Annotated in this window: 25 protein-coding genes; 14 read left to right on the top strand and 11 right to left on the bottom strand. The window is 65.1% G+C overall.

What is annotated here, in order from left to right:
• Positions 1-4: 4 nt before the first annotated feature.
• The 3 genes from ACREE8_RS19905 to ACREE8_RS19895 form a co-directional block, all read right to left on the bottom strand.
• The gene (locus tag ACREE8_RS19905) at positions 5-631 is read right to left on the bottom strand and encodes a glutathione S-transferase family protein (protein ID WP_431574755.1); all 627 of its coding nucleotides are present in this window, start codon (positions 629-631) and stop codon (positions 5-7) included.
• A 117-nt stretch (positions 632-748) separates the two neighbouring features.
• Positions 749-1,606, bottom strand: a complete 858-nt coding sequence (locus ACREE8_RS19900) for an aldo/keto reductase (RefSeq protein WP_431574754.1) — start codon at positions 1,604-1,606, stop codon at positions 749-751.
• 41 nt (positions 1,607-1,647) lie between these two features.
• On the bottom strand, positions 1,648-2,493 hold the full coding sequence (locus ACREE8_RS19895) for an oxidoreductase (protein WP_431574753.1): 846 nt from the start codon (positions 2,491-2,493) through the stop codon (positions 1,648-1,650).
• A gap of 309 nt (positions 2,494-2,802) precedes the next feature.
• Between ACREE8_RS19895 and ACREE8_RS19890 the strand changes: the two genes are divergently transcribed.
• On the top strand, positions 2,803-3,507 hold the full coding sequence (locus tag ACREE8_RS19890; protein ID WP_431574752.1) for a glutathione S-transferase N-terminal domain-containing protein: 705 nt from the start codon (positions 2,803-2,805) through the stop codon (positions 3,505-3,507).
• Between the two features lie 17 nt (positions 3,508-3,524).
• On the opposite strand, the gene ACREE8_RS19885 is transcribed toward ACREE8_RS19890, so the two are convergent.
• The 4 genes from ACREE8_RS19885 to ACREE8_RS19870 all read right to left on the bottom strand — a co-directional run bounded on the left by ACREE8_RS19885 (position 3,525) and on the right by ACREE8_RS19870 (position 6,223).
• A complete protein-coding gene (locus ACREE8_RS19885) occupies positions 3,525-4,604 on the bottom strand; it encodes an FUSC family protein (protein WP_431574751.1) in 1,080 nt (359 codons plus the stop codon).
• Between the two features lie 87 nt (positions 4,605-4,691).
• Positions 4,692-5,366 carry a glutathione S-transferase family protein gene (locus ACREE8_RS19880; protein ID WP_431574750.1) on the bottom strand — a complete coding sequence of 225 codons (675 nt, stop codon included), beginning with the start codon at positions 5,364-5,366 and terminating at the stop codon, positions 4,692-4,694.
• A gap of 36 nt (positions 5,367-5,402) precedes the next feature.
• Positions 5,403-5,888 carry an SRPBCC family protein gene (locus ACREE8_RS19875; protein WP_431574749.1) on the bottom strand — a complete coding sequence of 162 codons (486 nt, stop codon included), beginning with the start codon at positions 5,886-5,888 and terminating at the stop codon, positions 5,403-5,405.
• Positions 5,885-6,223 (bottom strand): ArsR/SmtB family transcription factor, encoded by a 339-nt coding sequence (locus ACREE8_RS19870; RefSeq protein ID WP_431574748.1) that lies wholly within the window; start codon positions 6,221-6,223, stop codon positions 5,885-5,887. Before ACREE8_RS19870 ends, ACREE8_RS19875 begins: the two co-directional genes overlap by 4 nt.
• A gap of 216 nt (positions 6,224-6,439) precedes the next feature.
• On the opposite strand from ACREE8_RS19870, the gene ACREE8_RS19865 reads away from it, so the two are divergent.
• From ACREE8_RS19865 to ACREE8_RS19835, 7 genes are all read left to right on the top strand, one after another.
• Positions 6,440-6,808 (top strand): ArsC family reductase, encoded by a 369-nt coding sequence (locus ACREE8_RS19865; protein ID WP_431574747.1) that lies wholly within the window; start codon positions 6,440-6,442, stop codon positions 6,806-6,808.
• A 23-nt stretch (positions 6,809-6,831) separates the two neighbouring features.
• Complete coding sequence (locus ACREE8_RS19860) at positions 6,832-8,079, top strand: FAD-dependent oxidoreductase (RefSeq protein WP_431574746.1); 1,248 nt, start codon at positions 6,832-6,834, stop codon at positions 8,077-8,079.
• 227 nt (positions 8,080-8,306) lie between these two features.
• Positions 8,307-8,780 carry a PAS domain-containing protein gene (locus ACREE8_RS19855; RefSeq protein WP_431574745.1) on the top strand — a complete coding sequence of 158 codons (474 nt, stop codon included), beginning with the start codon at positions 8,307-8,309 and terminating at the stop codon, positions 8,778-8,780.
• 330 nt (positions 8,781-9,110) lie between these two features.
• The gene (locus tag ACREE8_RS19850) at positions 9,111-10,394 is read left to right on the top strand and encodes an extracellular solute-binding protein (RefSeq protein WP_431574744.1); all 1,284 of its coding nucleotides are present in this window, start codon (positions 9,111-9,113) and stop codon (positions 10,392-10,394) included.
• 5 nt (positions 10,395-10,399) lie between these two features.
• The gene (locus ACREE8_RS19845) at positions 10,400-11,311 is read left to right on the top strand and encodes an ABC transporter permease (RefSeq protein WP_431574743.1); all 912 of its coding nucleotides are present in this window, start codon (positions 10,400-10,402) and stop codon (positions 11,309-11,311) included.
• Positions 11,304-12,254, top strand: a complete 951-nt coding sequence (locus tag ACREE8_RS19840; protein WP_431574742.1) for an ABC transporter permease — start codon at positions 11,304-11,306, stop codon at positions 12,252-12,254. The genes ACREE8_RS19845 and ACREE8_RS19840 overlap by 8 nt, the downstream gene beginning before the upstream one ends.
• Positions 12,255-12,314: 60 nt before the next feature.
• On the top strand, positions 12,315-13,421 hold the full coding sequence (locus ACREE8_RS19835; protein ID WP_431574741.1) for an ABC transporter ATP-binding protein: 1,107 nt from the start codon (positions 12,315-12,317) through the stop codon (positions 13,419-13,421).
• Positions 13,422-13,638: 217 nt separating this feature from the next.
• Here ACREE8_RS19835 and ACREE8_RS19830 read toward each other — a convergent pair whose 3' ends face one another.
• The 3 genes from ACREE8_RS19830 to ACREE8_RS19820 all read right to left on the bottom strand — a co-directional run bounded on the left by ACREE8_RS19830 (position 13,639) and on the right by ACREE8_RS19820 (position 15,244).
• The gene (locus tag ACREE8_RS19830) at positions 13,639-14,091 is read right to left on the bottom strand and encodes a GcrA family cell cycle regulator (RefSeq protein ID WP_431574740.1); all 453 of its coding nucleotides are present in this window, start codon (positions 14,089-14,091) and stop codon (positions 13,639-13,641) included.
• A 260-nt stretch (positions 14,092-14,351) separates the two neighbouring features.
• Complete coding sequence (locus tag ACREE8_RS19825; protein ID WP_431574739.1) at positions 14,352-14,699, bottom strand: DUF2794 domain-containing protein; 348 nt, start codon at positions 14,697-14,699, stop codon at positions 14,352-14,354.
• 200 nt (positions 14,700-14,899) lie between these two features.
• Complete coding sequence (locus tag ACREE8_RS19820; protein WP_431574738.1) at positions 14,900-15,244, bottom strand: hypothetical protein; 345 nt, start codon at positions 15,242-15,244, stop codon at positions 14,900-14,902.
• Between the two features lie 323 nt (positions 15,245-15,567).
• Here ACREE8_RS19820 and ACREE8_RS19815 point away from each other — a divergent pair, with 323 nt between their 5' ends.
• The 3 genes from ACREE8_RS19815 (at position 15,568) to der (ending at position 19,086) form a co-directional block, all read left to right on the top strand.
• Positions 15,568-16,215: a tetratricopeptide repeat protein gene (locus ACREE8_RS19815; protein ID WP_431574737.1), complete on the top strand. Its 648-nt coding sequence runs from the start codon at positions 15,568-15,570 to the stop codon at positions 16,213-16,215.
• A gap of 6 nt (positions 16,216-16,221) precedes the next feature.
• Complete coding sequence (locus ACREE8_RS19810) at positions 16,222-17,586, top strand: PQQ-binding-like beta-propeller repeat protein (protein ID WP_431574736.1); 1,365 nt, start codon at positions 16,222-16,224, stop codon at positions 17,584-17,586.
• Between the two features lie 69 nt (positions 17,587-17,655).
• The gene (gene der, locus ACREE8_RS19805) at positions 17,656-19,086 is read left to right on the top strand and encodes a ribosome biogenesis GTPase Der (protein ID WP_431574782.1); all 1,431 of its coding nucleotides are present in this window, start codon (positions 17,656-17,658) and stop codon (positions 19,084-19,086) included.
• Between the two features lie 107 nt (positions 19,087-19,193).
• Here the strand turns inward: der and ACREE8_RS19800 are convergent, their stop codons facing one another.
• Positions 19,194-19,739, bottom strand: coding sequence for a DinB family protein (locus tag ACREE8_RS19800; protein WP_431574735.1), 546 nt, complete (start codon positions 19,737-19,739; stop codon positions 19,194-19,196).
• 365 nt (positions 19,740-20,104) lie between these two features.
• On the opposite strand from ACREE8_RS19800, the gene ACREE8_RS19795 reads away from it, so the two are divergent.
• The 3 genes from ACREE8_RS19795 to ACREE8_RS19785 all read left to right on the top strand — a co-directional run.
• Positions 20,105-20,938, top strand: a complete 834-nt coding sequence (locus ACREE8_RS19795; RefSeq protein ID WP_431574734.1) for a hypothetical protein — start codon at positions 20,105-20,107, stop codon at positions 20,936-20,938.
• A gap of 282 nt (positions 20,939-21,220) precedes the next feature.
• The gene (locus ACREE8_RS19790) at positions 21,221-22,879 is read left to right on the top strand and encodes a phytoene desaturase family protein (protein ID WP_431574733.1); all 1,659 of its coding nucleotides are present in this window, start codon (positions 21,221-21,223) and stop codon (positions 22,877-22,879) included.
• Positions 22,876-23,605 (top strand): phytoene desaturase family protein (locus tag ACREE8_RS19785; RefSeq protein ID WP_431574732.1); only part of this gene is annotated, 730 nt, incomplete at its 3' end. The genes ACREE8_RS19790 and ACREE8_RS19785, both read left to right, overlap by 4 nt.

Here is a 23,605-nt window from a genome sequence, read left to right as displayed (position 1 = left end):
GGCGTCAGGCCGGCGGGATGAAGGGCTGCGCGATCTTCTGGAACACCGGCAGCGCCTCGAGCTGCGCGGCATGGGCCGAGAGCGCCGGGAACTCCGCCATCGCGATCATCCCGGGATGAGCCTCGGCGACGAAGCGCAGCGCGGCGGCGACGGCGATATCGGCATGACCGACGCGATCGCCGAACCAGTACGCGCCGCTGCTTTCGGCGCGATCGGCTTCGAGCGCGACCAGGGTCGCCAGCATCTGCGAGCGGCAGCGGCCGACCCAGACATCCGACGCTTCCTTGTGAAGCCGCTTCTCGTAGAGGAGGCTGACGCCCTTGTCCGCGAGGCCCGTCGCGAGGCCAGCGACCTTGAGCGCCTGGCGGCGTTCCGGCTGGGCGGTCGGAAACATCGCGCGATCCGCCGGCACGAGGCTGTCGAGATAATCCAGCATGCTGTGGCTCTCGATCAGCACCTCGCCGTCATCGAGCACCAGCGTCGGCACCCGGACGAGCGGATTATAGACCCGGATCTTGTCCGCATCGCCGAAGGCCGACCAGGGCCGGTGCTCGAACGGCAGGCCATAGAGCGTCAGCGCGATGCCGACGCGGCGCACGAAGGGAGAATCGTACTGGCCGATGAGGATCATGGGCGGCACTCCGGAGGGTAATGATCGACGTCTCCGGGAACGATACAGCAAGATCCGGATCGTTTCGGCAGATAGAATCGCCCAAGGGCAGCGCGCTGGGCGGGCTTTCGTGCGGGTTTACCGGCCCAAGGCGTCGAGGGTTTTGAATTCCTCGGGGGAGAGCTGAATCTGCGCGGCCGCGACATTCTCTTCGAGGTGGCGGACCTGGCTCGTGCCGGGAATCGGCAGCATGACCGGGCTGCGCTTGAGCATCCAAGCCAGCGCGATCTGGCCCGGCGTTGCGCGATGCGCCCTGCTGATCGCATCGAGCGGTCCGCCCGGCTTGAGGAGATCTCCAGCCGCCAGCGGGTACCAGGGAATGAATCCGATCCCCTGGGTCTCGCAATAGGCCAGCACCTTCTCGTCGGCGCGATCCACGAGATTGTAACGGTTCTGCACGGTAGCGACCTTGAAGACCTTCTGCGCCGCCTTGATCTCGTCAACGCTGACCTGGCTGAGGCCGGCATGGCGGATCAACCCTTCCTGCAGCATCTCCCTGACGACGCCGAACTGCTCCTCCTGAGGAACTTTCGGGTCGATGCGGTGAAGCTGCCAGAGGTCGATCTGCTCAACCTTGAGCTGGCGCAGGCTCATCATGACGCATTGCCGCAGATATTCCGGACGGCCAACCACCGCCCAGAGATCGGGACCGCTGCGCGTGAAGCCACCCTTGGTGGCGATCGTCATCCCCTCATAGGGATGAAGCGCCTCTGCGATCAGCTCTTCGCTGACATTGGGGCCATAGCTGTCGGCCGTATCGATGAAGTTCACGCCGAGCGCGGGCAGGCGCTGCAGGGTGCGCAAGGCCTCCTTGCGGTCCTTGGGCTCGCCCCAGATTCCAGGACCCGTGATGCGCATCGCGCCATAACCGAGACGCGCAATTTTCTTATCACCGAGGGAAAATTCGCCGGAGGCGTGGGCATCGGGCTTGCTCATGGGATTGGCTCCAGAAGAACGGAGAAAGGGGGACCGGCGAGTCAGGCCGGATAGTCGGTGGACAGGGACAGGGATTTCCAGCGGTCGAATTCGGCCTGCAGGGCCTGCATCTTCTCCCGGGCGAACCGCACCGCGTCCGACCCGAGGAGGAGGTGGGCCGGCGGATCTTTCGCTTCCAAGATCGTCAGGATCGCCGCCGCGGCCTTGGTCGGATCGCCCTGCTGGCGTCCGCTTGCCGCTTGGCGACGTTCGCGCAGCGGGTTCATGACCGCGTCATAATCCGGGATGCTGCGCTCGGCGCGCACCATCGATCGGCCCGCCCAATCGGTCCGGAACGAACCCGGCTCGACCGCGGTGACATGGATGCCGAGGCCTTTCACTTCCTTGCTCAGCGATTCCGACAGGCCTTCGAGCGCGAACTTGCTGGCATGGTAATAGCTGACGCCGGGAAAGGTGACGATCCCGCCCATCGAGGTGATGTTGATGATGCGGCCCGCGCGTCGCTTGCGCATATAGGGCAGGACGGCCTGGATCACCGCCGCCGCGCCGAAGAAATTGACCTCGAGCTGGCGGCGCAGCTCATCGATGGTGGATTCCTCGAACACGCCCTCATGGCCATAGCCGGCGTTGTTGATGAGGATATCGATAGGGCCGATCTCGGCCTCGATCTTCGCAACGGTGGGCGCGATCCGCGCGATATCGGTCACATCGAGAAGGACGCCATGCGCCCGCCCGGGCTTCTGGGCCTGGAAGGCCGCGCGTTCTTCCTCCTTTCGCAGCGTCCCCACGACGCGATGGCCGGCGGCAAGCGCGGCATCCGAGAGGGCGCGCCCAAAGCCGGAACTGACGCCGGTAATGAAAAATGTCTTGGATTGAGACTCGCTCATCGCAATGCACCGGTTCGGGTGTTTTTCATGGAGAGGCATCCCGCTTGCGGGGATCGCCGTAATCTGAACTAGGCGCATCCTTGCCGGGCTTCAAGTCGGCAAGGCGCGTTATTTGCCTGAAGTTGCCGACACCGCGATTGACCCTGATATCAACGATGTCTTTTGTCCTGTTGTCGGGCTGAGGCGGAGGTGACGAGGGTCCATGAGGCTTGGGAAATTGACTCTTCTGGAGCGGCCAAGCAGGTTGTGTCGCTCATGAAGAAGCCGGCAGACATCTTTCCCCTGGCGGCCGGTTTGTTGGAGTCTCGCATGTCCGATCTTTCTGCTTTTCCGATCACCAAGCGCTGGCCGGCACGTCATCCCGATCGCATCCAGCTTTATTCGCTGCCGACGCCCAACGGGGTGAAGATCTCGATCGCGCTCGAGGAGATGGGGCTCTCCTACGAGCCGCACGCGATCGATATCGGCAACAATGAAAGCTGGACCCCGGAGTTCCTGTCGCTCAATCCGAACGGCAAGATTCCGGCCCTCATCGATCCGAACGGACCGGGCGGTCGGGCGATCGGTCTGTTCGAATCGGGTGCGATCCTGCTCTATCTGGCGGAGAAGACCGGCAAGTTTCTCCCAAGCGATGCGATCGGGCGCTACGAAACCATCCAATGGGTGTTCTTCCAGATGGCATCGGTCGGCCCGATGTTCGGCCAGGTCGGCTATTTCTATAAATTCGCCGGCCGCGAGATCGAGGACAAGAGACCGCTGGAACGCTATCGCGATGAATCGAAACGTCTGCTGGGCGTGCTGGAGACGCGCCTCGACGGCCGTGCCTGGATCATGGGCGATGCCTACACGATCGCGGATATGTCCCTGTTGGGCTGGGTGCGCAATCTGGTCGGCTTTTATGGCGCGCGCGACCTGGTCGAGTTCGATCGCCTGACGCGGGTTCCTGCCTGGCTCGAGCGCGGCCTCGCGCGGCCTGCCGTGCAACGCGGCCTGGTGATTCCGTCGCGGCCCTGAACCAGCGCCACCTTCGATCAGTGCACCGCGCTGCGGACTCGCACCATGCCGGAGAGGATCAGCCCCAGGACGCAGATCCCGGCGAACACGCCGGCGAGCCGCTCGATGGCGGGCCCCACCTCCACCGTCCAGCCCTGGTCCTGGACGAAGACCATGATGAAGGCGACCGAGAATTGCGTGCCCATATAACGGACGCCGATGGGCCCGCCCTGCAGATAGGCACCCGCCCAGACGCCCGCCGCCAGCGCCAGCTGGCAGAGCAAGGGACGCGCCCCGATCAACGGCAGCAGGGCGCCGGCGATGAGGCCTGCGATCAGGCAGCCGGCGAAGCGGTGCGTCATGCGCCGCAGCACCAGGAACGCGGCGTCGTTCGCGCCGGGCGTCATCGGCACCACCAGCAGGGCGATGGTGGTGACCATCGCCTGAGAGAAGGATTTGAGCGCCAGCAGATCGCTCGCCAGCGACAGGACGGCAACCGCAAGCGCGCCCGTCAGCGCATGCCAGGCAGCTTCGCGCCGGTCGACGTTGGGGGCAGGCGGCAGGCTCCAGCTGTAGGGCGGCGGCGGTTCCGATGAGCGGGTCACCCAGCGCCGCAGCGAGCCGCGAAGCCAGGGATCGGCGAGGCCCGCGACCAGGACGCAGGCGAGCGTGCCGATCGCGACATTGCAGAAGCGATCCCAGGCAAAGGTCTCCAAGCCGCTCGGCTCGATGAGGGCCTCGCCCATCACCATGACGAAGGTGACGACGCTCAGCACCCAGGCATAGCTGTGCCGGTAGCAGAGCGTGCCATAGAGCCCCGCCCAGCTGGCAGCGCTCATCAGGATGATGAAAAGGACCGGGTGACCGCCGACGATCTGGCCCAATGCCAATCCCAGCAGGGCGCCAAGAGCGGTGCCCGCCACGCGCAACAGGCCGCGATAGAACGACGCGGCGAAGCCGGTCTGCATGACGGCGAAGGCGCTGATGGCGGCCCACCAGCCGTCATTGAGCGCGAGCCTGTGCGAGACATAGACGGCCAGGGCCACCGACAGGACCGCCTGGAGCGCAACGGCGGCGCGCGGGCCGGTGAGGCTGATGCGGCCGGCATCGTCGCGCAACCCCGCGGCGAGTTCACCGACCGAGCGGAAGATTTCGATGCGACACCTCCGACAGGCCAGGGACGATGAAATGCGGCCGGCCGGAGTTTAGCGGAATCGCGCCGGGATTCGATCCTGAAAGGGATAGTACTGAAGCCAGGGCTTGGCTTCCCCGAGCACCCGCGCGAAGGACGGCCGGCTCACCAGCCGTTCGAAATAGGCCGATAGGTTCCTGTGCGTTCCCGAGAAGGGGACCAGCGTATCCGCGAAGAACAGCGATGGTGCTGCCGCGCAATCGGCGATGCTGAAGCTGTCGCCACCCGCCCAGATCCGGTCGGCCAGGCTTTGCTCGAACACCCCATAGGCGGTCCTGAGCATGGTTTCGGCTTCGGTCACGCCATGAGGGTCCCGGGCGCCGGCCGGTCGAATCCGATCGCCGACGATCTTCTGCATCGGGGTCATGATGTAGAAATCGCAGATGCGGTCCCACAGGCGCGCCTCGAGGGCCGCCTCTGGGTCGGCGGGGATGAGGGGCCGGGCGCCTGGATAATGACGATCCAGATATTCGATGATGCTGCTGCTCTCGGGCAGCGTTACGTCGCGGGCTTCGTCGCGCAGGACCGGAATCTTGCCGAGGGGCCAAAGATCCAGATAGCGCTTCCTGTCGGCAGGGTCGCCCAGATTGACGAGCCGCAGCTCGAACGCGGCGCCGTTCTCGTAGAACGCGATCAACACCTTGTGGCAATAAGACGACAGCGGATGAAGATGGAGCGCCAGCGTCATGGGTCTGGTTCCTTCTGCGCGACGTGATCGGCTCGTTCACATCATCGTCTTGGCATGGGCGACGAGCTGATCGAGTGCCGTGCCCCAACCTTCGAAGAAGCCCATTTCCTCATGCTGCTTTTTCCCGGCTTCGTCCCGATGGATGGCCGTGGCGATATAGCGGGTGCCCTGACCGCGCGGCTCCATCGTGATGATCGCCGTGAAGAAGGGGTTCGTCGAGGGACGGTAACCGGGCAGCAACGCGTCCGTCCAGACCAGCCGCTGCTCTGGGACCACCTCGAGATAGCAGCCCAGATTGGGGAATTCCTTCCCTTCCGGCGAACGCATCGTGGTCCGGAACAGACCGCCCGGACGTAAGTCGATCTCGCAATCCGAGACCGACCAGGGCGCCGGGCAGAACCATTTGACGACATGCTCCGGTTTCGTCCAGGCGGCCCAGACCAGCCGTGGCGGCACGTCGATGACGCGTTCCAGGACGAGATCGAGCTGGGGGTCGGGATGCCACAACCGCGGTGACGTCATCTTTCCTTCTCCTTCAGGGTCAAGAGATAGGCATCGAGCTGGTCCAGGCGACGCACCCAGAGCCGGCGCTGCCGGATCAGCCAATCTTCGGCGAGCTTCAGGCGCTTGGGCACGAGCTGGTAGGTCCGGACCCGGCCGTTCTTGCGCGAGCGGACCAGTCCGCTTTCCTCGAGCACCTTGAGATGCTCGACGAAAGAGGGCAGGGCCATGTCGAATGGCTGGGCCAGCTCGCTGACGGAGCCGGGGCCGCGGTTCAGCCGTTCGAGCACATGGCGGCGCGTCGGATCCGCCAAGGCACGAAAAACGCTGTCGATGGGTTCGGCGGTACTGAGCATCGAGGCACCTCCGCAAGCCGGTACCTATGCTCATAGCGCATCCAAATACTAAGGTAAACACCTTAGTGTTGGTGTCCGTTGCATCCGTCGCCGGAATCCATCGAGAGTTTCACCGATGCCAACGGTGCGGGTTTCTCAAGACCGTGGTTTTGTGAGACTATCGGGGCCGGCCGATCGGGCGTTATCGGCCGGTACAAGGCAGGGGATCTCAGCGACATGGCGAAGGCCAGGACCGTCACGATCTACGGCATCAAGAACTGCGACACCATGAAGAAGGCGCGCACCTGGCTCGAAGGCCATGGCGTTGCCTATGAATTTCACGATTACAAGGTGGCCGGGATCGACCGCGGCCGCCTCGAAGGCTGGGCGCGCGAGGTCGGGTGGGAACTCCTTCTCAACCGTGCCGGCACCACCTTCCGGGGGTTGCCCGAGAAGGACAAGGACGGTCTCACCGAGAAGAAAGCGGTGACCCTGATGCTGGCGCAGCCCTCGATGATCAAGCGTCCGGTGCTGGATGTGGGCGGCAAGCTGTTGGTGGGTTTCAAGCCCGAGTCCTATGAGAAGGCGTTCGGCGAGAAAGGCTGACGCCAAGGGGAGGGACGCAGGCCGTGGCTGACGACATCGTATCGATCAAGACCGGCTGCTGCATCGTCGGTGGCGGTCCCGCCGGCATGATGCTGGGCCTCATGCTGGCGCGCGCCGGCGTCGAAGTCACGGTGCTCGAGAAACATGCCGACTTCTTCCGCGACTTCCGCGGCGACACCATCCACCCCTCGACCCTGGAGCTGGTTTACGAGTTGGGCCTGCTGCCGGAGTTCCTGACGCGGCCGCATGAGGAGGTCCGTCGCCTCAATGCGGTGATCGGCAGCTCGACCATCCGGGTCGCCGATTTCACCCATCTGCCGACCCATTGCCGCTTCGTTGCGCTGATGCCGCAATGGGATTTTCTGAACTTCCTCGCCGAGAAAGCGCGGCGCTACCCGAACTTCCGGCTGCTGATGGAGACCGAGGCTACGTGTCTCATCGAAGAAGGCGGTCGCGTGACCGGCGTTCGCGCCCGCAAAGGGCAGGGCGAGCTCACGCTGCCGGCCGATCTCGTCGTGGGCGCCGATGGGCGGCATTCCCGATTGCGCGATCTGGCGGGCCTTCCGGTCGAACGTCTCGGCTCGCCGATCGACGTGTTGTGGATGCGCCTGTCGCGCCGGCCGACCGATGGTGACGAACCGTTGGGCCGGATCAATGGGGGCCGGATCCTGGTGATGCTCAATCGCGACAGCTATTGGCAATGCGCGCTCGTCATCCGCAAGGACGGCTTCGAGGCGATCAAACAGCAGGGCTTGGGGGCGGTGCATGAGGCGATTGCGCGAAGCGCGCCCTATATGAGCGATCGCGTCGGCGAACTCAAGAGCTGGGACGATATCAAACTGTTGACCGTGACCGTCGATCGGCTGACCCGGTGGTATCGCCCGGGGCTGCTTTTCATCGGCGATGCCGCCCATGCCATGTCGCCGATCGGCGGCGTCGGCATCAATCTCGCGATCCAGGATTCCGCCGCCGCGGCGAACATCCTGGCGGCACCCTTGCGCCAGGGAACGCCGACGGACGGCCAGCTCGAGGCCGTGCAACGCCGCCGCCTGCTGCCGACCCGCGTCATCCAATGGCTGCAGGTCACGATCCAGAACCGCGTCATCGGCCCCGTCTTGGCCAAGGATACGGAGATCGTCCCGCCCTGGCAGTTGCGGCTCATCGGGCGCCTGCCCTTGTTGCAGCGCATTCCGGCCCGGCTGGTCGGGATGGGAATCCGCCCGGAGCATGTCCGGACGATCGAACAGCCCCCGGTCCGCAAGGCACCGTGATCGTCGCGACCGATACCGATCGCGGGCACAGAAACATAATATTATGAAGGGCTTGCTGGCCGCTAGGCCGCGACCCCGGCGCGGCGCGCGAGACCGGATCCCGGTTCGTCAATCTGGCAAAACGGATGAGGCCCCGCCGTCGAGGCCAGGCATGACTGTTCGGTGACACGCCCCTAAGATGCCGCCCTCCCGGATGGTGGCCCGCCGACCGGCTTCGGAAATGCGTGATGTATCAGTTCCTCGAACTGGATCAGCTTCAGTCGATCGATATCGACCGGCTCTATCGCCATTGGGACGCGCTGCGGCAGGGCCGCGACTTCCCTTCCAAGGGCGATATCGATCCGACCGCGATCGTTTCCTGTCTCCCCTTCATGTCGATCGCCGAGATTCATCAGGAACCGCTGCGCATCCGCTATCGCCTCGTCGGCACCGAGATTGTGCGGCTGCGGGGCGTCGACTTCACCTGGAAATGGCTGCATGAGCTCGGCTGGAATCAGGAGACGGTCGCCGAGTTCCTGACGCAGTACGACACGATGTTGCGCAAGCGCAAACCGGTCTTCGGCGTCGACGATATCCTGTGGGTCGATGGACGCACGCGGCTCTATGAATGGGCCTTGATGCCGCTTGCCGATGATGGCCGAACCATCAGCCATTGCCTCGTCATCGAGGATCTTCGCGCATCGGGCCGTCCGTTGCGATAGCGACGACGGAAATCTGATTCCATTGGAATTTCTTCCCCGATGGGAGTGCCATCGCACAGCGTTTATCGGAATAAACGCGGTCGCAGATTGACATGAACAACAGTTAATGATGGAGTTGCGCCACCAGCGATAGAATTTCGTGAGTCAGCGATCGAAACTTCCTCGTGAGAGCAGTGGCGGCCAAACCTGCGCAATCGATACGCAAGCAGGACGTGATTCCTGCTTTCAGAGTCGACCCCAACCCTTCCGACATCGATAGCCGGCCGCCATGCCGTTTGACGACGGCAGGCCGAAGGGTATTCGTTCCAACCCACCTGAAAGGCGACGGCGATGCGTAATCATGACGCTGGTGTGAGCGCGATTCTCGAAAGTTTGCGGGCGGGCCGGATCTCGCGAAGACAGGCTTTCAAGACCTTGGCGGCTCTGGGCGTGGGTGCGGCGCTGTTGCCCTCATTGACGCGCATGGCTTCCGCGGATGACGCCCTGATGGGTCCTGGCGGCATTCCGCTGGCGCGGCCCGACAAGCCGGTGACGCTGCCGCTGTGGGAAGATCCGATCAAGAGCGGCCTCGAGCCGGAAACCGACGGCACCTTCACGATCTTCAATTACTCGGACTATATCGACAAGAAGCTGGTCGACGAGTTCGGCAGGCTGCACAAGGTGAAGACCCAGATCACCACCTTCGACAGCATGGATCAGTGCATCACGCGCCTCGCGACCCACGCGGTCCGCGCCGACGTCACCAACATCACGCCCGACCGGCTGGCCCAGGCGGTCGCCGGCAAGCTGATCAAGCCGGTCAATCACGACTATGTGCCGAACCTCAAGAAGAACGTCTGGCCGCAGCTCCACAGCCCGTTCTATGACCAGGAATCGCGTTACACCGTTCCCTATACCGTCTACACGACGGGCATCGGCTGGCGCGCCGACAAGGTCAGCGAGGACATCCCCAACCTCCCGAACCCCTGGTCGATCTTCTGGAACTCGCAAGCCTACAAAGGCTTTGTCGGCGTACTCGACGATTCGCGCGAGTCGCTGGTCCTCGCCATGCTCTATCGGGGCAAATATGACATCAACACCGAGGACCCGGCCGAGATCGACGCAGCACTCGCGGATCTGAAGGCGCTGATCCCGATCTGTAATCCGAAGATCAACATCACCGAGTACCAGACGTTGCCGGAAGGCACCTGCTACCTCCATCATTGCTGGTCGGGCGATCTCCTGAGCGGGGTCTTCGCCTATATGCCGGAAGGCGCCGATCCGTCGACGCTGCATTACTGGTCGGCGACCAGAGGCAAGGGCCCGATCCAGAACGACTGCTGGGCGATCTCGGCGACGACCAAGAAGCCGGTGCTCGCGCATCTCTGGCTCGACTACATCGTCGACAACACGGTCGCAACCGACAACTTCCTCGATTTCAACGGCTATCAGCCGCCGATGAACTCGATCACGGCCGATGCGCTGATCGCGCAGGGCCGCATCCCGGCCGGCCTGGCCACCGCGGTGATGAGGCCGGAGGATATGGGCCCCGGCGCCTTGCAGGAGATGACGCTCACGCCCAAGGGTCAGGCGCTGTGGCAGAGCGCCTACGCGAAGTTCCTCTCGGGCGCATAACCTCGATGCGCGAACATTCCGGGATCTATCCGCGCGGCCTCTGGCCGGCCTTCGCCCTTCCGGGCGTGGTCTGGCTGATCCTTCTCTTCCTGGTGCCGTTCTACGCGGTGATCGGCGTCGCCTTCGGCGGCGTCGATCCGATCTTCATGATCCCGATGCCGGCCTGGAATCCCCTGGAGTGGAACTTCGATTCGATGTTCCAGACACTCCTGGGGTTCCTGCCGGGCGGCGACTATTGGGCGGTGTTCATCCGCACCACCGTCTATGTCGGCCTCGCCTTGTCGATCTGCCTGCTCGTCGGATATCCGGTCGCCTACTACATCTCGCGCCATACGCGGCGCACCAAATCGCTGCTGCTGGCCCTGCTGGTGCTGCCCTTCTGGGTCAGCTACCTGATGCGCATGCTGGCCTGGGTCAATCTCTTCGCGCCCAGCGGCTATGTGAACGACTTCCTTGCCTGGTCGCACATCACGACCAATCCGCCGGACTGGTTGAACGGCAACCCGGTCTCGGTGATCCTGGCGCTGGTCTATGGCTACATCCCCTACCTGATCCTGCCGCTGCTGGCAGCGCTCGACCGCATCGACAAGAGCCTGCTGGAGGCGGCGCGCGATCTGGGCGCCAATCCCTTCAGCGCCTTCCTCCATGTCACGCTGCCCTTGTCGATGACCGGTATCCTCGGCGCCAGCGTCATCATCGCGCTGCCGATGTTCGGCGACTATTACACCCCCAACATCATCTCCGGCTCGCCGACCACCAGCATGCTCGGCAACCAGATCGACCTCTATTTCCATGGCGGCCCGCAGCCCTCCATCGGCGCCTCGCTGACCATGATCCTGGCGCTCTTCCTGGCGGTGCTGATGACCTATTACATGTATTCCGTCGCCAAGGCGACGCGCGAGGTGCGCGATGAGTGAAGCCGCACTGACGACGCGTCCCGTGCGCCGGCCCCAGCGGACCTTCGCGCGCCGCACGGCCGACTGGGTCGCCAATCCCTGGGGCAAGCCGCGCTTCCTGGTGCTGCTGACCTGGGTCTATGTCATCTCCTCGATCGCGCCGGTCGTGATCGCGATCCAGTTCTCCTTCAATGACGGCCGCTCGCTCACCGCCTGGCAGGGCTTCGCCGGGGCGCGCTGGTATTGGGGCGATCCGGTCAATTCGGTCTGGCATGATCCGGCCTTGCAGCATGCGCTGTTCCAGAGCCTGAAGCTGGCGGGCCTCGACATGCTGATCGCCACGCCGCTTGGCGTGATGCTGGCGCTGGGTCTGGCGCGCTGGCGCGGGCGCGCGGCCAGCGCCTCCAACTTCCTCATGCTGTTTCCGCTGGTGACGCCCGAGATCGTGATGGGCGTCTCGCTGTCGCTGGCCTTCCTCAACGTCTTCACCTTCATCGAACCCAGCACCACCGCCCAGGTTCTGGGCCATGTGACCTTCTCGCTCTCCTATGTCGTCGTGATCGTGCGTGGCCGCCTGTTCTCGATCGGGCGCCAATATGAGGAGGCGGCGGCCGACCTGGGCGCCACGCCCTCGGAGACCTTGCGGCTGGTGCTGCTGCCGCTGCTGCTGCCGGCGATTTTCTCGAGCCTGATGATCGTGTTCGCGATCTCGATCGACGATTTCGTGATCAGCCAGTGGCTCTCCTGCGGCGCCGATTGCGACACCATCCCGATCCGGATCTACAGCGCGACGCGCGCGGCCCCGCTGCCCTCGATCAACGCGCTGGCTTCGATCATGGTCTATTTCACGCTCGTCGCCATCGGCATATCCTATCTGGTCTACCGCTTCATGACGCGGGGCGAACGGCCCGCGGGCGGTGCCGGCAAGTCGATGGTCAGCTCGATGGGGGCCTTCGATGTCTGAGCGGGGCCGGGCGCCCGAGCTCTTCCTCACGAGACCAAACCAAGCAACAGGGGTGCTGACGTGGCCGGCGGCGAAGTAGAACTGGTCCATCTCGTCAAGCGGTTCGGCGCGTTCATCGCGGTCGACGGCATCAACCTCCATATGCCGGCGGGCGAGTTCTTCTCGCTGCTGGGGCCCTCGGGTTGCGGCAAGACGACGACCTTGCGCATGATCGCCGGCTTCGAGCAGCCGACCGAGGGCCAGATCGTCCTCGACGGCGAGGACATGACGCAGACGCCGCCGCATCGCCGTCATGTCAACACCGTGTTCCAGAACTACGCGCTGTTCCCGCATCTGAACGTGTTCGACAATGTCGCCTTCGGCCTGCGCCGCGCGCGGGTGGAGAAGGACGAGGTCAACCGGCGGGTGCGGGAAGCGCTCGACCTGGTGCAGCTCACCAAGTTCGAGCGGCGCCGGCCGGCCCAGATGTCGGGCGGCCAGCAGCAGCGCGTGGCGCTGGCCCGCGCCCTGGTGCTCAAGCCCGCGGTGCTGCTGCTGGACGAGCCGCTGGGCGCGCTGGACGCCAAGCTCCGCAAGCAGCTGCAGATCGAGCTCAAGGCGCTGCAGCAGCAGGTCGGCATCACCTTCATCTATGTGACGCATGACCAGGAAGAGGCGCTCACCATGAGCGACCGCATCGCCGTCATGTCGAACGGCCGGGTCGAGCAGGTGGCGCCGCCCAAGCAGGTCTATGAGGAGCCCACCACGGTCTTCGTCGCCGACTTCCTCGGCGTCTCCAACCTGATGGATGCGCATGCGCGCGGCGTCACGGGCGGCGGCCATTGCCAGGTGAAGGCCGGCGATTTCGATCTGCGCTGCGCGCGCGGCGACACCTCGATCTCTGGCCAGACCAAGATCACCATCCGGCCCGAGCGGGTGAAGCTGGAGAAGCAGGGTTCATCCGGCGAGAACCGCGTGCCGGGCCAGGTGGAGCGCTCGGTCTATCTCGGCAATGCGGTCCAGCTGATCGTGCGGCTCGCCACCGGCAATGTGATCCAGGTGCTGGTGCAGAATGGCGGCGAGGAGATCCCGTTCAACCCCGGCGATTCCGTGCAGGCCCATCTCCCCGCCGACGCGCTCCGCGTCCTCCTGGACACGGGCGCCCCGCTGCCATCCGCGGTGAAGTAGGGGGCGAGGTGTCGAGGCGTGTCCCCTCCCCCCTCGAGGGGGAGGGCTAGGGAGGGGGAATCCGCAGCCTAGAAGCCTGAATCGAGTCAGCATTCCCATCGCTGTCAGCGATGGGAACACAGCAGTCCGTCTGTTGGGGAAATCGCGTCATCCCCCTCCCTAGCCCTCCCCCGAAAAGGGGGAGGGGATAGGAAGGAAGCAAGCAAGCGGTCGCGTGTTACGCCGCGTCGACCTGGCGCTTGTGATAGGCCGCGGCGCAATGCTGGGTGCAGTAGGGACGGCCGGCTTCCGAGGGCGCGCCGCAGAAATGGAAGCCCGCCTGTTTCGGATCGCCGATCGGCCACATGCAGCCCTTGCTGCCGCCGGTGGGGGCCGCACCCGGCGCCTTGGCGCTGAGTTGCGGCTGCGGGGCCGGCGGTGCCGCCGGCATCGTTGCCGGCTCGGCATGATGCTGGGGCGGCGCGATACGAGCCGGACGCGGCATTTGCACGGGCTTGACGCCGGGCTCGCGCTTGATCGGCGACGGACGGGCCGACAGGCCCAGACGGTGCGCCTTGCCGATGACGGCATTGCGGCTGACGCCACCGAGCCGCTCGGCGATCTGGCTCGCGGTCAGGCCCTGCATCCAGAGCGCCCGCAAGGCTTCAATCCGTTCCTCTGTCCACTCCATGGCTCTTCCTCCGATCTTGTCCCAAATATGGGGTAGAACCCGAGATATTGTGGTCACGGAGTTTCATCCCACCATATCGGGTATTGCAAGATCGATTCGGCGACTCCGCGAATCAAGCTGGGGATAAGCGCCGCGCCTTCGGAACTGAACTTATAATGGTTTATTTCAATTGGCGAATTTAGCCCGGCGCAGCGACTCGATGGCCGGCGCCCGCGGAGTCGCGAGGACGGCGAGACAAGGCCAGGGCTAGTGGGTAGCGCTCAGCCGACGACGCGCAGGCCCGACTCCAGCAGCTCGATGATGTCCTCGAGCGCGTGAGTCCGCCGCAACCGGTGGCGGCCATTGAGCAGGAGATATTCGGCTTCGCGCTCATTCGCGGGTCCCGTGACGGGGACGCGCTTGGCAATGCTGAAGAGCGGGCGCTCGCGGCTGGAGCGGAAGACCGAGAACATCGCCATGCCGGTGCGATGATCGATCGCGTAGTCGCGCCACTCGCCGCGCATGACGCGCCGGCTATAGAGGGAGAGAAGCTGATTCAATTCGCGCCGGCTGAAGAAAACCACGCGCTGTTGGCGCCGATACTCGGCGAGGCGGATCAGACTCGACATGCGGTGACTGGCACTCGGCTCCCGCGTTGCAAGGACCGCATCGGTTCCCGGGAGAGCGTCCCGCCGCCGTGAAGCGGCAGCCCCCAGGAATCAATCCAGTGCCGATAGTGTCGACCAAAATTCGCAGCCGGTCCAGCCCCGAGGACCGGACCCGGCGAAGCTTTCAGGAGGCAACGAAGGCGGGAAAACCGGCGGCGACGTTACTGGACCAGGCGCGCCTCTTCGCCCGGCATCGGCTTGCTCACGCAATCGACCACGCCCAGGGTCCGGTAGCAGTAATAGACCGGCATCGGCGGATGGGCGGCGGCCTCGTCGGCCGCGATCTCTTCGGGCGTCCGGCAGTATTTTCCGGTGCGCTCCAGCTCGAAGGAGGAGCAATCCTCGCCCGTGATCCAGCCGGCGACGTAGTCCGTCGGCAGTTTCTTCTCCATCGTGAAGGTCGTGGCGGTGACGGCCCCCATGGCGAGGTCAGCCGGCAAGCCCGCGCAGCCCTGCAGGGTCAGCGAGGCGCCGAGGATGAGGTAGAGGACGATGTTCTTGAGCATGGCGGCCGTCCTGGCTTGCGAGCGGGCCCGCCCTTCCTGGGGGACCTGGCGATCATCCTGCCACCGGCCTGGTGAATATTGGGTTAGCGGCCGCTGCCCGGACCCTGGCGAGCCGGTCATGATGTCGCGGAACCCATTGAAATTCCGGGGTTTGCCAAGGTGAACACACAAGGTTATGTTACGCCCGGCTTTGGCCCCGGCCTCGGCGGGGATTTGGGGTTTGCGAGAATCAGGCTCGATGTGGCACTCGCATCGTCGGTCCTTGGGCCCAATCCCGGGATTTAGGACAGAAGGCAGCGGCGCGGGGGCCGAGAGGAGCGGGCGTGGCGGATATCTTCAAGGAAGTCGAAGAGGACCTTCGGCGCGAAAAGTTCGAGCAGCTCTGGCAGCGTTATGGCCGCTGGGTGATCGCTCTCGCGGTGGTGGTCGTCCTCGGCACCGCCGGCTCCGTCGCCTGGCAGCGCTATCAGCAGCATCGCGAAGCCCAGCTGGCCGAGCAATATGGCGCGGCGATCGCGCTGACCGATCCGAGCACGGGCGACCTCGCCAAGGCGGACGCGGCGCTGGCGAACATCGCCGATGCCGGCGGCGGCTATGGTGCGCTGGCGTCGCTCGAGCGCGCCGCGGTCAAGGCCAAGGCCGGCGATATCGACGGTGCCGCCAAGATCTATGACGCGATGGCCGCCGACAGCGGCACGCCCTCGGCGCTGCGCGATCTGGCGAAACTCCTGAAGGTCATGCGGCTGGTGGAGAGCGGCGATCCCGCGGCGCTCACCGCCGAGCTGGCGCCGCTGATGGCGCCCGAGAATCCCTGGCGCTTCACGGCGACCGAGCTGACCGCGATCCTCGCGCTCAAGAGCGGCGACCAGAAGCACGCCACGGAACTCTTCACCCAGCTCGCCGACGATCAGGCGGCGCCCTCCAGTCTGCGCGCGCGGGCCGCCGAAATGGCCGCGGCCCTCAAGAGCTGATTTCACATGATGGCAATCTCTGCGGTTCTTCCTTCCCGCCGGCGTCGCGCCGGTCGTGCGGCCGGCCTCGCCGGTCTTGTGATGGCGCTGACGCTGCTGTCCGGTTGCGATTACTTCTTCGGCGATCCCGAAGCGCCGCCCTTGCCGGGCCAGCGCATCTCGGTCTTGAAGATGTCGGGCTCGCTCGTGATCGATCCGACCCTGCAGCAGCAGCAGGTCGTGCTGCCCAAGCCCGAGACCAACACGGAATGGCCGCAGCCCGGCGGCTATTCGAGCCACGCCATGTATCACGTGGCGCTCGGCGACAACATCAAGACGGTCTGGACCGCCCATATCGGGCAGTCGGCCGGCGATGACCGCGCCATCCTGGCCGAGCCCATCTCGGTCGGCGGACGCGTCTTCACCATGGATGCCGGCGCCACCGTCACGGCGTTCGACGTCACGAACGGCGGCCAGGTTTGGCGCACCGATCTGACGCCCGAGGACGAGGACGACGATCTCTTCGGCGGCGGCCTCACCAGCGACGGCAAGATGCTCTATGTCAGCACCGCCTACGAGCATATGTATGCGCTCGACATCGGCACCGGCACCGTCAAATGGGATGTCGATCTGCGCATGCCCTTGCGGGCGGCGCCCACCTACAGCGACGGCCGCGTCTTCATCGTCTCGACCGACAACCAGGTGGTGGCATTGGCAGCCGACGACGGCCGCAAGCTCTGGACCCATGCCGGCGTGGCGCCGGCGGCAGCCCTCCTCGGCGGTCCGGCGCCGGCGGTGGTCGGGCCCAATGTGGTCGTGCCGCTCAGCACCGGCGAGCTCCTGGCGATCCGTGCCGAGACCGGCCGCGTGCTCTGGACCGAGAGTCTCGCCGGCGGCCAGCGTTCGGAATCGCTGTCGCAATTGGCCGACATCCGCGGCCGGCCGGTGATCGACCGCGACCTGGTGCTGGCGGTCAGCCATAGCGGCGTCACCGCCGCCATCGACCTTTCCAACGGCCGGCGTGTCTGGAGCAATAATTTCGGCGGCAGTCAGGGTCCCTGGGCCGCGGGCGATTATGTCTACACGCTGACGCGCGAAGGCGACGTGGTCTGCCTGACCCGCGATCAGGGCCGCATCCGCTGGGTGCAGTCGCTGCCGACTTTCGAGAACATGGAAGAGAAGAAGCGCCCGATCGTTTGGTCCGGCCCGGTGCTGGCGGGCGATCGCCTGGTCGTCACCGGCTCGAATTCGGAGGCCTATTCGATCTCGCCCTATACCGGCGAGTTCCTCGGCAAGATCCAGCTCCCGGGGCGCTCCCATCTGGAGCCGATCATCGTCAACGGCACGCTGCTGTTGGTGCTGGACAATGCGGATCTGATCGCGATGCGCTGAGGCGCATCGCGGATCGGGATTTCGCTGCGACGAGAGAGGGCCGATCCGATGCGCCGTGAAGGCGAGACGATGGGGCTCACGCTGGCGATCGTCGGCCGCCCCAATGTCGGCAAATCCACGCTGTTCAACCGTCTGACCGGCCGGCGCCAGGCGCTGGTCGACGATCAGCCGGGCGTCACGCGCGACCGCCGCTATGGCGACGGCCGCATCGGCGAATTCACGTTCCGGCTGGTCGACACGGCCGGCTTCGAGGACGCCAAGGACGACACGCTCGAGGCGCGCATGCGCGACCAGACCGAGCGCGCGGTGGGCGAGGCCGATCTCATCCTCTTCCTGATCGATGCGCGCGAGGGCGTGACCTCGCTGGATCAGCATTTCCTGCGCTGGCTGCGCAAGCAGCATCGCCCCATGGTGCTGGTCGCGAACAAGGCCGAATCCAAGGCGGCGCTCTCAGGGCTTGGCGAGGCGCATCGGCTGGGGCTGGGCGATCCCATTCCGGTCTCGGCGGAGCATGCGCAAGGGCTCGATCTGCTGCTGGACGCGATCCGCGACAAGCTCGGCGACAAGGCCAAGCTCGGCGACCCGATCGAGGAGGACGAGTTCGCCCTGCCGGCCGAAGAGCCGGAATTCGAGAATGCGGAGGCCTTCGACGAGGCGGCCGCCGCCGCGCATGAGAAGGAAATCGAGAAGCGCCCGCTGCAGCTCGCCATCGTCGGCCGCCCCAATGTCGGCAAATCGACCCTGGTGAACCGGCTGATCGGCGAGGACCGCTTGCTGGTCGGCCCCGAGGCCGGCATCACGCGCGATTCCATCGCCATCGACTGGCAGCATCGCGGCCGTCGCGTGCGGCTGGTCGACACCGCCGGCGTGCGCCGCCATTCGAAGGTGATCGACAAGGTCGAGCGGCTCTCGGTCAGCGACACGCTCAACACCATCCGCTATGCCGAGGTGGTCATCCTCGTGCTCGATTCCGAGGTCATGCTGGAGAAGCAGGACCTGACGCTCGCGCGGATGGTGCTGGAGGAGGGGCGCGCGCTCCTGATCGCGGCCAACAAATGGGACCGCATCGAGGACAAGCCCAAGGCGCTGAAGAAGCTCACCGACCGGGTCGAGAGATCGCTGACCCAGGCCAAGGGGATTCCGGTGGTGCCGGTCTCGGCTCTTACGGGACAGAATCTCGACCGCCTGATCGACGCCGCCTTCGCCGTGCACAAGCAGTGGAACCGGCGCCTCGCCACCTCGCCGCTCAATCGCTGGCTGCGCGCGATGGTCGACAATCATCCGGCGCCCCTGGTCTCGGGACGGCGCCTCAAGCCGCGCTACATGACCCAGATCAAGACGAGGCCCCCGACCTTCGCCTTCTTCATGAACCGGCCCGAGAAGTTGCCCGACGATTACATGCGCTATCTGATCAACGGCCTGCGCGAACAGTTCGAGCTCCCCGGCGTGCCGATCCGGACCACGCTGCGCAAGATCAAGAATCCCTACGCGGAGGATTGAGCCCGCTCTGCACTGTCCCTTCCCCCTTGTGGGGAAGGGGGATGACGCCGCTCCATGCAGCGAGCGGCCCCCTCCCTAACCCCCACAAGGGGGGAGGGGATAAGACATCAAACCGGCTCCAGCCCCATCCGCCGCAGCTCCTCATCCCGCCGCGGTGCGTCTGACTCCAGGAAAAACTCGTCCAGCTGCGGTGGCGCAACCCTCGTGCCGGCGAGCATGGCGTGGGCCTGGCCGCGATGATGGATCTGGTGCTGGAACAGATGCGCCAGGATGGATCCCGCCGTCTCGCGGTAATCGACGCCGTCCTTGCGGTCGATGGTGACGCGCCGCGACAGGTCGCGCGTCGTCAGGCGGTCGCAGAATTGGATCAGCTGCCGGTCGGTCTCGGTCTGCGCCGCGGCCAGATCCGGAAGATCGGCATAGGGCGTCTCGTTCTCGAGCAGGACGCGGCCGGTGCCCTGCAGATCCGCGAGGTAATAGCGGTCGACCACGAGGATGTGATTGAGGGTCTCGCAGAGGGACGGGAAGAAGCTCACCCGCCGCGCGATGAACTCCGCCGGGGTGAGCTCGCCGCAGGCCGCCAGCAGGCGCGCATTGGCCCAGGCATTGTTGCGGGCCATGGCGCGGAAATGATCGGTCAGCTGCGTTGTCATGATGGGCCTCTTAGGAATTTTCTCAGGCATATCAGCAAGAAGGGTGGGAACAGGGCAGGGCTGCCGACTTGTCATAATATGGCGCGGCTTGTGACATCCGCCCTTTCTTAACCTCTCGCTAACCATATCGGCGCAGTCTCACCATGCCCGCGGCCGAGTCGCCGCGGTATAGGGGACCGCGGCTGAGACAGTTCAGGCCCTCTTCGCAAGCACGGAACCGTCCGTGGCGGAGGCTGGCAAGCTCGACCCTCATCGGCTTATCGCTTCTCCTCGGCTGCGGGAGTTCTTCCGCGAACGCCGACTCCTCAACGAATGTCCAATCCGGACCGTTCCGGCTCTTCGTCGATTTCGCGCGCGAGGAGTCGTTGGAGCCCGATCTGACGATGGAGGGCACCCAGCCGCAGACCCTGGGCGGCATTCCGGTGAGCTTCTCAGCGATCGACGGCGCCTCGGCCGCGGGCCTGACCGTCGGCATCGCCGGCCGCCAGCGCGTCGCGCTCGACGACAAACTGTCGCTGACGTTCGAGGCCATCGGCAGCCGCTCGCGCAACGAGGCCGATGTGTCGCTCGGCACCGGCAATGCCTGGAGCGGCGCCACCGTCTCCTACCATGACGGCGCTCTGACCCTGGCCCTGCAGCCGAACTTCGCCTTGGGCTCGACCGACGCCACCTTGCAGCATCTGAGCTATGGCCTCACCGCCTGGGCCGCGCAGCAGCTCTGGGAGGGCGTGAGCGCCAAGATCTCCTCGGGCTTCACGCGCGAGACGCAGGAGAATGACAGCGCGCATCGCGCCGATGCCGCCATGGCCGAGGTCGGCCTCTCCTTCGACCTGCCGGCCCATTGCACGCTCGATCTGGGCTACCGCTTCGCGCAGAGCGACGCCGAGCTCGGGCAGTTCTCCGGCCGCGCGCAAGGACCCCGCATCGGCACCCACTGGGCGCTGAGCCCGACCTTCCGCCTCGGGCTCAATTACGCCTACGACAACCGCACCGACTATTCGCTCGACGACCAGGCGATCCAGCAGCATGACGACGCGCTCCACCGTATGGATGTCGAAGCCGACTGGGACATCGGCGGCGACACCATCGAAGGCCTGACGCTCACCGCCAACTACCATTTCGAGAACGCCGCCGCCGCGTCGGACGGCTCCGGCGTCGCGCGCCATGTGGGCACGGTGAACGTGGCGTTCGGGTTTTAGGCGGCGACATCGCGCAGACACTTCATCGATCTCGCATGTACCCCTCCCCCTACCCCCTCCCGCAAGGGGAGGGGGCGTGATGGGTGTAGATCTCGCCCGAAGCTTAAAGGTAGAGCGAAGCGATCACATCAACTTAGGGGGAGGGGCTCTCGATGACATGCGAGGTCGTCCGTCATTATCTCTCCACCCCCTTGAATCCCAACCCAAATCCCCCGCCTTGACGCCGCGCGTCTTCCCTTGCTATTGAATGATCATTCAAATTTCAGCGGCGGCGGAAGATCGATGTCAGCTTCATACGATGCCATCGTGGTCGGTGGCGGACATAACGGATTGACCTGCGCCGCCTATCTCGCCAAGGGCGGCGAGAAAGAAGGCAAGAATAAGCTCAAGGTCCTGGTGCTCGAGCGCTACCACAAGGTCGGTGGGGCGGCGATGTCGGAGGAGATCTATCCGGGCTTCACCTACTCGACCTGCTCCTATGTCTGCAGCCTGCTGCGTCCCGAGATCTTCCGCTTCCTCGATCTGCCGCGCCACGGGCTCGAGGTCATTCCCTATGAGACCAACAGCCAGCCCAACCCGAACGGCGAGGGCATCGTCACCTATCGCGACCATGACCGCACGCGCGAGAGCCTGCGCCGTCATTCGGTCAAGGATGCCGAGGCTTACGAGCATTACGCCGCCGAGATCAGCCGGCAATGCCGCTTCATCAAGCCGTTGCTGATGGTGACGCCGCCCGATCCGACGCAGCTCAATCCCTTCGCCCAGAACCGCATCAATCCCTGGGGCAAACGCGAGGACCTGGACGGATTGCTCAAGATCGCGGCCGAGTTCGGGCGCATGGGCGAGAAGCAGATGTATGAGCTGATCCGCTTCTGGACCATGTCGATCGGCGATTTCCTCGACGAGTATTTCGAGAACCCGCGCTGGAAGGGATTCTCCGCCGCCTCGTCGATCATCGGCACCGCCCTCGGGCCCTATTCGCCCGGCACGGCCTATGTGCTGCTGCATCACTATATGGGCGAGGTCGACGGCCAGATCGGCGCCTGGGGCTTTGCGCGCGGCGGGATGGGCTCGGTCTCGAAGGCCATCGCCTCGGCCGCGACCGAGGCCGGCGTCGAGATCCGCACCAATGCCGAGGTCGCGAGCCTGATCGTCAAGAACGGCAGATGCACCGGCGTCGTGCTCAAGAGCGGCGAGGAGATCCACGCGAAGACGGTGGTCTCCAATCTCGATCCCAAGCGCACCTATCTGAAGCTGATCGAGAAGTCGGACCTCGATGCGATCGATCCCGACATCCATGGCTATGCCAAGAACTTCAAGATCCGCGGCTCTTCGGGCAAGCTCAACATCGCGCTCGACGGCATGCCGAAATTCGCCGGGCTTCCGCAGGAATCGGGCTGGGGCACGATCGATATCGGCGGCGACTTCGACTATATCGAGCATGCCTATGACGATTACAAATACGGCTCCTGGTCGAAGAAGCCCTTCCTCGACATCGTGATCCCGACCTCGGTCGATCCGACCATGGCCCCGCCCGGCAAGCATTTCATGTCGGTCTTCGTCCAGTATGTCCCCTATAAGCTGGCCGAGAGCCCCTGGACGCCGGAGACGAAGGCGGCCTTCGAGAAGGACGTGCTCGACACCATCGAGGAGAACGCGCCGGGCTTCCGCAAGCTGATCCTGCATTGCCAGACCCGCACGCCCTGGGACATCGAGAACGAGGTGGGCCTGACCGAGGGCAACATCTTCCAGGGCGAGCTCACCCTCGACCAGATGCTGTTCAACCGGCCCTTCCCGGGGCTCGGCCAGTATCGCGGGCCCTTCGACGGCTTCTACATGTGCGGCTCGGGCACGCATCCGGGCGGCGGCGTGATGGGCGCTCCCGGCGCCAATGCCGCGCGCGAGATGCTGAAGGATTTCAAGCATGGGGTGGTGCGATGAGCGCCAATCAATTCGATGTCATCGTCATCGGCGCCGGCCATAACGGGCTGGTGACGGCGACTTATCTCGCCAAGGCCGGAATCAAGACGCTGGTGGTCGAGGCGAACGATCGCCCCGGCGGGGCGGCGGTGACGCGAGAATTCGCGCCGGGCTTCAAGACCTCGGCCGTGGCGCATCTGCTCCATGCGCTCCATCCCCGCGTGATCCGCGATCTGGGGCTCGAGGGCCATGGGCTCCGTGCCACGCAGCATCGCGTCGGCACCTCGGCGCTGTTGCCGGACGGGGCGCGGATCGATCTGACCGGCGATGCGGCCGCCACGGCGGCCTCGATCGGCAGGATCTCGCCGGCCGATGCCGAAGCCTATCCGCGCGTCATGGCGCGCCTGGTGCGGCTCTCCTCGGCGCTGGGCGATTTCCTGCTGCGCACGCCGCCCTCGCCCTCGGCGGGGGCCAACGATTTTCAGACCAAGCTCGCGCTCGGCATGTTCGCCCTCAAGCTCCGCATGCTGGGCAAGAAGGACATGCTGGAGCTCTCCCGCATCCTCACCATCAATGTCGCCGATCTCGCGACCGATTTCTTCGAGAGCGACGCGATCAAGGGGCTCTTGGCGCTCGAAGCGACGCTCGGCGTCTATCTGGGGCCGCGTTCGCCCAACACGGTCTTCAACCTGCTCTACCGGCTTTCCTCCTTCGGCAAGAACGGCCTCGGCGGCTTCTATCTGCCGG

Origin of the sequence: Hypericibacter sp., from assembly GCF_050729195.1 — a bacterium.
Classification (GTDB): domain Bacteria; phylum Pseudomonadota; class Alphaproteobacteria; order Dongiales; family Dongiaceae; genus Hypericibacter.
The sequence above is the reverse complement of the archived record's forward strand: the minus strand, read 5'-3'. Positions and strand labels throughout refer to the sequence as shown.